Origin of the sequence: Novosphingobium sp. BW1, assembly GCF_008107685.1 — a bacterium.
Lineage (GTDB): Bacteria > Pseudomonadota > Alphaproteobacteria > Sphingomonadales > Sphingomonadaceae > Novosphingobium.
The window spans coordinates 26,498-35,534 of sequence record NZ_VIRF01000075.1 but is presented as its reverse complement, the minus strand read 5'-3'; the positions used below and the strand labels follow the sequence as shown (position 1 = coordinate 35,534).

The following is a 9,037-nucleotide window of genomic DNA, read 5'->3' as shown; positions in this document are numbered from 1 at the left end:
GCCCCCGTCTGATAGACGCCGCGCATATTGGTATTAGTCCCTTTGCCGAACTTCCCGCCGCGCGGCTCCGATGCTTTGCAGGGGGCTCGTTCGAGAGGGTTTCGCGAATTGCGCGTTCAGTCGGGGGAGGGAGGATGGCGGCAGGCCAGTCCCTTGTTCAGGAGCCGGTCGCTGGTGCCAGCTTTGGACCTGATCAGCCCCCGCGTCATTTTCCCGCACTTGATGGGGCGCGCGGTGTCGCGGCGATGGCCGTGGTGGTGTCGCACTGCGCGAACGCCGGGTTCTTTCTCCGTATCCCGGGAGAAGGGACCGGGCAGATGGGCGTCCTTCTCTTCGTCCTCCTGAGCGGCTTTCTCATGGCTTTTCTCTATGGTCAGAGGTCTTTCACCAACCGGCAAGTGATGCGCTACGCGACCCATCGGATCGCCCGCGTGTTCCCGCTCTTCTACCTCGTCCTTGCCCGTGTTTACCGGGCTGTGCGTTATGTCCTACGCTATCTATCTGCTGCCCAAGCCCGTGATGTGGACGCTGGAGCCCTGGCTTTCGGGCCGGGTCCCGGACCTCGCGCTGGGTCTGGCCATCGTAGGGGCTGAGCATCCTGATTGCCGCGGTCTCGACATATGGCTTCGAGCGTCCTGTCCAGCAGATCCTCGGCGGTTATGGCGCGAGGCTCAGTCGCCGCTTCGCGTGAATACCCGGAAACCCGGGGTGGGCTGCAAAGACTGGGAAGGGAGAGGTGGTGCCGGTTGCAGGAGTCGAACCCGCGGCCTGATGATTACAAATCAACTGCTCTACCAGCTGAGCTAAACCGGCACACGCTCTCAAGAGAGGGGGCCCTTACCAAGCTTGGGGGCACTTGGTCCAGCGCGATTTTTCCCAAGGTGGGGAAAAGCCGAATTTCCTAACTTTGGGAAGTTTCGTCGTGCTGCGCCTGCCAGTCCTCGTAGACGGGACGGGGCATATCGAACAGGTCGCTCTGGCGCGCATACCAGCCGCCCCCGTGCATGCGCGCGACGAGGTCGAGGCCAACCGTGTCAACGTAGAGCTTCTCGGCGTCGATGTAGTCGTCCTGGATGTGGAAGTGGAGCACTTCGCCAAGGACGATGGTAGTGCTGCCTGCCGGGATAGCCTGGTAGAGACGGCATTCCATGGCGACCGGTGCATCGGCCAAGCGGGGCACGGAGATCGCGCTGGAGGGCACCGCCTTCAGGTCCGCGAGCGCCGTCTCATCGATGTCGGCAGGCGCGTCCATGCACGTGATGTTCATGGCCGGGGCCAGCGCTTCGCTGACGAGATGAACGACGAACTCTCCGGTTTCCAGGATGTTCGTTGTGGTATCCTTGAGTTGCCCGTCGGCGCGGGTGATGAGGCCGAGCGCGATCAGCGGCGGGTTTGCGCCCATCGCGTTGAAGAAGCTGAAGGGGGCAAGGTTGCCAACGCCCGCAGCCGATTGCGAGGCGACCCAGGCGATCGGGCGCGGGGTGATGCTGGAGCCGAGCAGCTTGTAGCGTTCCTGCGGGCTCAGCGTCGCGAAATCGAAATCCATGGGGGCCTTCTCTCCTTGGGGCGCGTGTGCGGTGTAGTCCCGCCTGGCGCGTCCGCTGTCTCTCTGGTGCGTCTGGATCACAGGGCGCCGAAGGTCCAGCCCTCGCGCGTTGCCAGTTCAGGGGTAAGCTCTGTGGGATGCCACAGTTCCTGCCGCGCCGCGGCTCCGCGCAGCCAGGCGCTGGTCAGAAGCGCATCGGCGCTGTGGTCGTCGATCGGGCCGCTCTCGCCGCGCGGTTGCGATCCCAGTGCGCCAAGCGCTGTGTCGAGTTCGCCGCGCTCGGTAATCTTGGCTCGGCCCGCGCGGCGTCCGGCTTCGACGGCGGCGAGCGTGGTGTAGATCTCGCACACGACACTGCCCGAGGGAGGCAGCGGGTCGATGGGCCAGACCGGCAGCGTGCCGGTGAGGCGATGGAGCAGGCGCATGCCGGTCAGGCTGGATTTGCCGACCTGCGCCGCGCCCACGAGGTTGAAATTGGAGTAAGGCTTGCAGCCCAGACGTGCCTGTGCCGCCTCGGTGACGCGCAGGCGGCCGCGGCGGTGGTCGCTCGCGGGCAGATGGAAGCGCTTGCCCTCGCGACCGCCATGGCGGCGGAAGTAGGGCGCGAAATCGGGGTGGTCGACGAAGGCATTGGCGCCCAGGTCCTCCTCGCCGTCGCAAATGCGGTCGATCAGCGCCCACAGCGTGCGGGCCGTATCCGGGCTTTGGGCCAGGCCGGGAAAGAACGCGCCCGCATCGGCGAAGGGGAGCGCGATGCCAAGGTCGAGGCCGACCAGTGTGCGCGCAGGGACGTCCTCGCGCAGATAGTGCAGAACCGCCTCGCGCGACCAGCCGAGCGCCGAGGGCGGGGCCAGAAGCTGGGGGGCGCCTGTCCCTTGCGCGCACAGGCCCAGCGCAATGCCCTTGTGATGGCGCCCGCGCGCGCCTGACCAGTCGATGGCCAGGAAATGGTCGAAGGTGGCGCGCGCGCGAGTCAACGGGCTCAGCCTCCGCGCCGCTCGACGCGCTTCTTCTGCCACCATTCGAGGCGTTTTTTCAGTTCGCGTTCAAAGCCCCGCTCGTTGGGGGTGTAGAACTTCTGGGCGGGCACACCCTCGGGCCAGTAGTTGTCGCCGGAAAAGGCGTCGGGCTGGTCGTGGTCGTAATGGTAGGCCGCGCCGTACCCCATGTCCTTCATCATCTTGGTCGGCGCGTTGAGGATGTTCATGGGCGGGGCAACCGAGCCGGTCTCACGCGCCAGTTCGGTCGCGGCGGCCTTGGCCATGTAGGAGGCGTTCGACTTGGGCGCGCTGGCGCAATAGATCACCGCCTGGGCGAGCGGGAGCTCGCCTTCGGGCGAGCCGAGAAACTCGAAGGACTGTTTGGCGGTCATCACCTGGACCATCGCCTGGGGGTCGGCGAGGCCGATGTCCTCGCTTGCGATGGCAGCAAGTCGGCGCAGGATGTAAAGGGGCTCCTCGCCCGCGACGAGCATGCGCGCCATGTAGTAGAGCGCGGCCTGCGGGTCCGAGCCGCGCACCGACTTGTGAAAGGCGGAAATGAGGTTGTAGTGCCCGTCGCGGTCCTTGTCGTAGACCGCCATGCGCCGCTGCAGGAACTTGCCGAGCGGGCCCGGGCCCAGCGGTTCCTCGATGTGCGCGGCGTAAAGAGTCTCGGCCTGGTTGAGCAGGAAGCGCCCATCGCCGTCGGCCGTGGCGATAAGGGCCGCGCGCGCCTCGTCGGTGAGGGGGAGCGGGCCTTCCAGCGCCTCGGCCTTCGAGAGCAGGGTGGAGAGCGCCATCTCGTCGAGGCGGTTGAGGACGAGCACCTGCGCGCGGCTGAGAAGGGCTGCGTTGAGCGCGAAGCTGGGGTTCTCGGTGGTCGCGCCGACAAGCGTTACGGTGCCGCGTTCGACGAAAGGCAGGAAGCCATCCTGCTGGGCGCGGTTGAAGCGGTGGATCTCGTCCACGAAAAGCAATGTGCGCTGACCCGCCTTGGCCGCCGTTTCCGCTTCGGCAAAGGCCTTGCGCAGGTCCGCGACGCCCGAGAAGACGGCCGAGACCGCGGCAAAGCGCATGCCCACCGCCTTGGCGAGCAGGCGCGAGGTGCTGGTCTTGCCGGTGCCAGGTGGCCCCCACAGGATCATCGAGGAGAGCTTGCCCGCGGCTACCATGCGCCCGATCGCGCCTTCGGGGCCGGTCAGGTGCTCCTGCCCGACGACGTCGTCCAGCGTGCGCGGGCGCAGGCGGTCGGCCAGCGGGGCGTCCTCGGCCAGCGGTTCCTCGCTCTCGGGCAGGGGCAGATCATCTCCGAACAGGTCAGCCATGGCGGTTCCCTAGCGTGTTGCGCGCGCGATTGCATCGCCTCCGGCGCGGCGAAACAGCGCCTTACCCCGAAAAAGTGCGTGAACGGGCCGCAGGTTGCCAAGAAGGGGCGGCTGCGTCAGAATTTGGACAACTGCGCAAGTCAGGGCCGCGAGCGAGGTGCGTATGGTGGAGAAGGCACGGGCTCCGGCCTGGTATTGGACCGTGGCGATCCTAGCTGTGATCTGGAACGGTTTTGGATGTTTCGACTATCTGATGACGGTAACCCGTAATGCCGGCTATTTGTCCGCGTTCCCGCGTGGATATGTGGCCTATCTCGACACCTTGCCGCTGTGGCTGGTGGGGTTCTGGGCGCTGGGCGTCGGCGGCGGGCTGGCGGGGGCGCTGCTGCTGCTGCGCCGGGCGCGGCTGGCCGCAGCAGCTTTCGGAGTCTCGCTTCTGGGACTGGCGGTGACGAGTGTCTACCACTGGAGCGTCACCGAGGCGCCCGCGTTCCGCAGCGCTGACGTGGCCGTCAGTGGCGCGATCTGGCTGATCGCGCTTGCGCTGTTGCTCTTCTCGCTGCGGATGCTGCGAGCGAGTATCCTGAGCTGAGCTGAGCGTGCTGAGCTCGCCGCGCGCCCCGTGTCCTAGCCCCTCGCGCGCTGGCGGATGAGGCGCATGTAGGTGTCGGCGACGGCCTGGTTGATCTTGTCCCAGTCGAAGTCGTTGGCGCGCAGGGCACCGGCCTCGCCGTGCGCGCGGCGCAGGGCCGGATCCTCGACGTAGGCGCGGATGGCCTCGGAGAACTGGCTGATCGCGCCCGGCGGCACCAGCCGCCCCGAGACGCCGTCGGCAACCAGGCTCTGGCTGCCGGTGGCGGCCGCCGCGACGACGGGCAGGCCGCAGGCCATGACCTCGAGCGTGACGTTGCCGAATGTCTCGGTGACAGACGGGTTGAACAGGACGTCCATCGAGGCCACCGCGCGGCCAAGGTCGGCACCCTGCTGGAAGCCGACGAAGGCTCCGTCCGGCAGACGGCTCTCGAACCATTCGCGCGCGGGCCCCTCGCCGATGACGATGACCTTGAAGCGTATGCCCCGGCGGCGCAGGTCATCGAGGGTGTCGGCGTAAACGTCGAGCCCCTTTTCCATTACGAGACGGCCCAGGAAGCCGATTGCGACCTCGTGGTCGGCGATGCCCAGGCTGCGGCGCCATTCCATGTCGCGGCGGTCGGGGTTGAAGGTCGTGCGATCAACCCCGCGCGACCAGATCGTCACGTCGTAATTCATGCGCTGTTCGCGCAGCAGCTGGGCCATCGATTCGGACGGCGCCACCAGCGCATCGCAGCGGCGGTAGAAGCGGCGCAGGATCGCCTCGATCACCGGTTCGCCCCAGGCCATGTTGTAATAGCGCAGGTACGTCTCGAAACGGGTGTGCACCGAGGCCAGCACGGGCAGGTCGCGTTTGCGCGCCCAAGTCACCGCCCTGTGGCCGACCGGGTCGGGCGAGGAGACATGCACTATGTTGGGCGCGAAGGCCGCGAGATCGCGGCGTGCCTTGCCCGCGATGGCCAGCGGCACGCGGTATTCGGCGCGGCCCGGGATCGGCAGGGCGCCGACGCCGACAAGGTCGCCCGTAGCCGGAAAGGCGGGTTCTTCCACGACCGGCGCATAGACACGAACATTCGCACCCTGGCGCAGAAGATAATCGACCAAGCGGTTGAGCGCCTGGTTGGCGCCATCACGAACGTAATTGTAGTTGCCCGAGAACAGGGCGATGCGAAGGTCGGAAATATCCATGGTGCGCGGCCCATAGCGCTCGCAGGCGGACTTGGCGAGGGGCTGGCGCGCGCACGCGATTGCCACCCTCTCATTGCGAGAAGTGGCAACCGCGTCTGCTATGCGCCCGGCTCAGCGGCGGCCTCGCCGGTGATGGCCGTGCCCGCCACGATCATGGTGGCGGCCATGACGGCGCGAATAGTGCCGACCGCCACGCCAGTCGCGCCCACCCCGGCGCCAGTCGCTGCGGGCATTGTGACGGCGCGCGCGCCAGTCACGTCGATGGCTGCGGTAATAGGGCGCGTAGTCGCGGCTGTAATAGCGGTCGCGGTAATATCGGTTGGGGCGGTCGGCATAGTAGTAATAGTAGCCAGGGCGCCCGCGAACGGTGACGTAGCGGCGCGAGGGGTACCAGTCGCGGTCATAGTAATAACGGTCGTCGCGGTCAGCCAGGGCCGCGCCCACGGCGAGCCCCAAAACACCGGCACCAATGGCAATTGCGGCGTCGTTGCCCCCGTCGCGGTAACGGTCGCGTGCCATGGCCGGGGAGGCTGCGAGCAGGGCTCCGGCCGCCGCCGCGGCGCCAATTCCTAGCTTCAAGCCTATGTTTCGAAACGCGGATTTCATCAAGTTCAGCTCCCTTCCTATGCCAGCCAAATACGGCGGGTTCGGCGGGCCGTGATGTCGCTCGGGCTAGCTTGGCGCGACTGAATGCCGACTGAATTCGACGGTTTCGGGGATGGGGCGAGGCAGGGATGGGGCGGGCTGTTGTGCGCGACGTTCTCTCATAAATCGAGCAGGTAAGACTTTCGTAGGTGAAAGTATCGCATTAGTGGACGCGTAATGATTCGACTCAGCATGTCTCTTTTGCGACGTTTTGAAAGAACTTCGCATGTTTTTGGACTGCTGCTGTTGCTTGTCTTTCTCATCTTTACGCTGCCTGCCGCCGCTTCGGCCGCGACGTCGCATGTGCTCGCCCCGACCTGCCATGCCGTGACGCCTCTGGTCCATCCCGGTGCACCCGAAGCGGGCTTTCCGCAATTCACGTGTGCGGGCGGGGCGCCGGACCGCAGCCGCTACCAGCGCTCCAGCCTGTGGTACCGCATCGGCCTGACCCAGTGGGACCGAACCAACCATGCCGCAGAGGGAGGTCCGGTCCTGATAGTGGGGACATCGCGTTTCGATCGCCTCGAGGTCTATTTTCGCTATGCCGATGGTGAGGTCCGGCGCCAGTCGGTCGCGCAAGGCGATTTTGGAGGGCACTGGCGGGCCGGGGGGCAGATCGCCTTTGAGCCGCCGGTGCGCGACCAGCCGCTCGCAAATATCGTGGTGCGCTTCGACCGGCTTGCGAGCGCCCGTCTGCTGCGGCTGCGGCTGGTCGATGTCGAGGATCTGCACTGGCAGGCGACGGCGCTCGCGGTTGCGGTCGGCGGGGCTTTGGTCCTCCTCGCGGTGGGCGCAATCTACAACCTGACGCTGGCCCTGACCGCGCACCGCCAGTTCGCGTTGTGGCAGAGTGGCTGGGCGGGGGTGATGTTCGTCTGGGGCGCCCTGTGGTCGCAACTGGCGCTGTTCATCTGGCCAGGAATGGCCGGGGCTCCCGCGGCGCAGGTGTGTACGATGCTGTCCTGTTTTGCCGTGGCACTGGCAACCCTGAGCGCGGTTACGGCACTGGAAGAGGGCAAGCTGCCGCGGGGCTTGCGCCGGGCCGTGCTGGTCCTGGCGGGGGGGGGGGCGCGCTTGCGGGCATTCCCCTGGCTCTGCTGCGCACGGGGCCGATCGCTATGATCTCCAACCTGCTGGGCGTAGCGGTTCTTCTCGATCTGCTTCTGGTGGCGCTGTGCCTTGCGCTCGCCTGGCGGCGGGGCAGTCGCAAGGCGCGGCTCTACACCGCGGCCTGGGCGCTGCCGATGGCCACGCTCGGGCTTATCGAGTTCGTCGACATCGATGTCTGGTTCTACGGCGCGGGCTCACAGATCCTGGTGCTGTGCGCGGCGGCGTGGCAGACCATCATGCTGGCGGTTGCGGTCTCGCGGGCCAGTGGGCAGGTGCGTATCGAGCGCGACCTGGCGCTGCGCAGCGAGGCCCAGGCCCAGGCCCAGGCGCGCCTCGATCCGTTGACGGGCTTGCGCAACCGGCGCGGCTTCATGGAGGCCATCGCGCCCATGCTCGATGCGGCGGAGCGCGACGGGGCCTCCTTTGCGCTGCTGCTGTTCGACGTCGACCGTTTCAAGCTTGTTAACGACACGTATGGGCACGACATCGGTGATGATGTGCTTGTTGCCATTGCGCAGGTTCTTGCGGCGCGCGAAGGGCCATACTGCCGGGTCGCGCGTCTGGGGGGCGAGGAATTCGCGATGGCCGTGGCCGGTATGTCGGGCTTTGCGCTGCGCCGTTTTGCCGACAGCGTGCGGCGCGCGGTCGAGGGAATTGAGCATGCCGGCGTGCTGGCGGGAAGCAAGGTGACCGTTTCCATCGGCCTTGCCGGCGTATCGGAGCAAAAGGATCGGACGCTCAAGGGCGCCTTTGCGCCCCTGCCGACCTTTCGCGACTTCTACCACGATGCGGACGCGGCGCTCTACCGGGCCAAGCGCGGAGGACGCAACCGGGTGGCTGCGGCCATGGATGGGGATACTCCGGGAGAAGGTGATGGCGCAGGTGCCGAGGTCAACGCGGTGCGTTGAGGCGCCTCAGCCCGGCAGAGAACCTGTCTGGCGCAGCGCTTCGCCCAGGGCCAGTGCGGCTGCGGTCGCCAGGTTGAGCGAGCGTACTTCAGCACGCAGCGGAATGCGCACGCACGCATCACACACCTGCGCCACCGCGTCGGGCACGCCTGCGCTTTCCTTGCCGAACAGCAGGATGTCGTTGGCGCGGTAGTCGAAGGCATAGGCGGACGTCGTGGCCTTCGTAGTGAAGAGCACGCGCCGTTGCCCGGCGTGCGTCCTCTGGAAGTCGGCAAAGTCGGCATGGCGGGTAAAGGTGACATGGTCGATGTAGTCCATTGCCGCGCGGCGCACCCGCCGGTCGTCCCAGGCAAAGCCCATGGGCTCGATAAGGTCGATGGCCGTACCCAGGCACGCGCCCAGGCGCAGGACGGCGCCGACGTTGCCGGCAATCTCGGGTTCGTAGAGAGCAATGCGCATGGTTCCGCTTGGCGGGCCTGCACGCGGCTGGCAAGCCCCTGGAGCCATGGGAAACCGGCGCAGGTGTGGGTCGGGGCATCTCTTTTTCGGATTTGGGCAACACTTCGTTACGCTGCGGACGGCGGTTCGACACTGCACGTGTCCAGAAATGCGCCTGCCCATTGCAAAGAGAGGGGGCCCGCGTCCCATGCTTTTCGGGCGGCTTCAGCTGCCGGGGGAAGGTGCCGGAGAAGGCCACTACGTCGGGGCCGGGGAGGACGCCCGGAGCCGCACACGGCTGGCCTG

The 9,037-nt window shown here is 66.8% G+C and carries 10 protein-coding genes and 1 tRNA gene; 4 read left to right on the top strand and 7 right to left on the bottom strand.

Translation table 11 applies throughout. The features are described from left to right. Window positions 1–134 precede the first annotated feature (134 nt). The gene (locus tag FMM79_RS22280; RefSeq protein WP_148627766.1) at window positions 135–593 is read left to right on the top strand and encodes an acyltransferase; all 459 of its coding nucleotides are present in this window, start codon (window positions 135–137) and stop codon (window positions 591–593) included. A 144-nt stretch (window positions 594–737) separates the two neighbouring features. Here FMM79_RS22280 and FMM79_RS12285 read toward each other — a convergent pair. The 4 genes from FMM79_RS12285 to FMM79_RS12270 form a co-directional block, all read right to left on the bottom strand. Next, a tRNA-Thr gene (locus tag FMM79_RS12285) sits at window positions 738–813 on the bottom strand. 88 nt (window positions 814–901) lie between these two features. Then, window positions 902–1,546 (bottom strand): flavin reductase family protein, encoded by a 645-nt coding sequence (locus tag FMM79_RS12280; RefSeq protein WP_148627765.1) that lies wholly within the window; start codon window positions 1,544–1,546, stop codon window positions 902–904. Window positions 1,547–1,623: 77 nt separating this feature from the next. After that, window positions 1,624–2,523, bottom strand: a complete 900-nt coding sequence (locus FMM79_RS12275) for a hypothetical protein (RefSeq protein ID WP_148627764.1) — start codon at window positions 2,521–2,523, stop codon at window positions 1,624–1,626. Window positions 2,524–2,528: 5 nt separating this feature from the next. Beyond that, window positions 2,529–3,851, bottom strand: coding sequence for a replication-associated recombination protein A (locus FMM79_RS12270; RefSeq protein ID WP_148627763.1), 1,323 nt, complete (start codon window positions 3,849–3,851; stop codon window positions 2,529–2,531). Between the two features lie 253 nt (window positions 3,852–4,104). On the opposite strand from FMM79_RS12270, the gene FMM79_RS12265 reads away from it, so the two are divergent. Next, window positions 4,105–4,443 (top strand): hypothetical protein, encoded by a 339-nt coding sequence (locus FMM79_RS12265; protein WP_240339143.1) that lies wholly within the window; start codon window positions 4,105–4,107, stop codon window positions 4,441–4,443. 35 nt (window positions 4,444–4,478) lie between these two features. Here FMM79_RS12265 and FMM79_RS12260 read toward each other — a convergent pair whose 3' ends face one another. Beyond that, window positions 4,479–5,630 carry a glycosyltransferase family 1 protein gene (locus FMM79_RS12260; protein ID WP_148627774.1) on the bottom strand — a complete coding sequence of 384 codons (1,152 nt, stop codon included), beginning with the start codon at window positions 5,628–5,630 and terminating at the stop codon, window positions 4,479–4,481. Between the two features lie 111 nt (window positions 5,631–5,741). Then, window positions 5,742–6,209 carry a hypothetical protein gene (locus FMM79_RS12255; protein ID WP_240339142.1) on the bottom strand — a complete coding sequence of 156 codons (468 nt, stop codon included), beginning with the start codon at window positions 6,207–6,209 and terminating at the stop codon, window positions 5,742–5,744. Window positions 6,210–6,521: 312 nt separating this feature from the next. On the opposite strand from FMM79_RS12255, the gene FMM79_RS12250 reads away from it, so the two are divergent. Together FMM79_RS12250 and FMM79_RS12245 are read left to right on the top strand one after the other, a co-directional pair. Next, on the top strand, window positions 6,522–7,397 hold the full coding sequence (locus tag FMM79_RS12250; RefSeq protein ID WP_148627760.1) for a hypothetical protein: 876 nt from the start codon (window positions 6,522–6,524) through the stop codon (window positions 7,395–7,397). Continuing rightward, complete coding sequence (locus FMM79_RS12245; protein WP_148627759.1) at window positions 7,394–8,293, top strand: GGDEF domain-containing protein; 900 nt, start codon at window positions 7,394–7,396, stop codon at window positions 8,291–8,293. Before FMM79_RS12250 ends, FMM79_RS12245 begins: the two co-directional genes overlap by 4 nt. Before the next feature lie 6 nt (window positions 8,294–8,299). Here the strand turns inward: FMM79_RS12245 and FMM79_RS12240 are convergent, their stop codons facing one another. Beyond that, window positions 8,300–8,752: a tRNA (cytidine(34)-2'-O)-methyltransferase gene (locus FMM79_RS12240; RefSeq protein ID WP_148627758.1), complete on the bottom strand. Its 453-nt coding sequence runs from the start codon at window positions 8,750–8,752 to the stop codon at window positions 8,300–8,302. Between the last annotated feature and the right edge of the window lie 285 nt (window positions 8,753–9,037).

Bases quoted from the DNA above. Each gene is read 5' to 3' on its own strand.
- FMM79_RS22280 (WP_148627766.1), top strand. From the start codon at position 135: ATGGCGGCAGGCCAGTCCCTTGTTCAGGAGCCGGTCGCTGGTGCCAGC.
- FMM79_RS12280 (WP_148627765.1), bottom strand. From the start codon at position 1,546: ATGGATTTCGATTTCGCGACGCTGAGCCCGCAGGAACGCTACAAGCTG.
- FMM79_RS12270 (WP_148627763.1), bottom strand. From the start codon at position 3,851: ATGGCTGACCTGTTCGGAGATGATCTGCCCCTGCCCGAGAGCGAGGAA.
- FMM79_RS12265 (WP_240339143.1), top strand. From the start codon at position 4,105: ATGACGGTAACCCGTAATGCCGGCTATTTGTCCGCGTTCCCGCGTGGA.
- FMM79_RS12260 (WP_148627774.1), bottom strand. From the start codon at position 5,630: ATGGATATTTCCGACCTTCGCATCGCCCTGTTCTCGGGCAACTACAAT.
- FMM79_RS12245 (WP_148627759.1), top strand. From the start codon at position 7,394: ATGATCTCCAACCTGCTGGGCGTAGCGGTTCTTCTCGATCTGCTTCTG.
- FMM79_RS12240 (WP_148627758.1), bottom strand. From the start codon at position 8,752: ATGCGCATTGCTCTCTACGAACCCGAGATTGCCGGCAACGTCGGCGCC.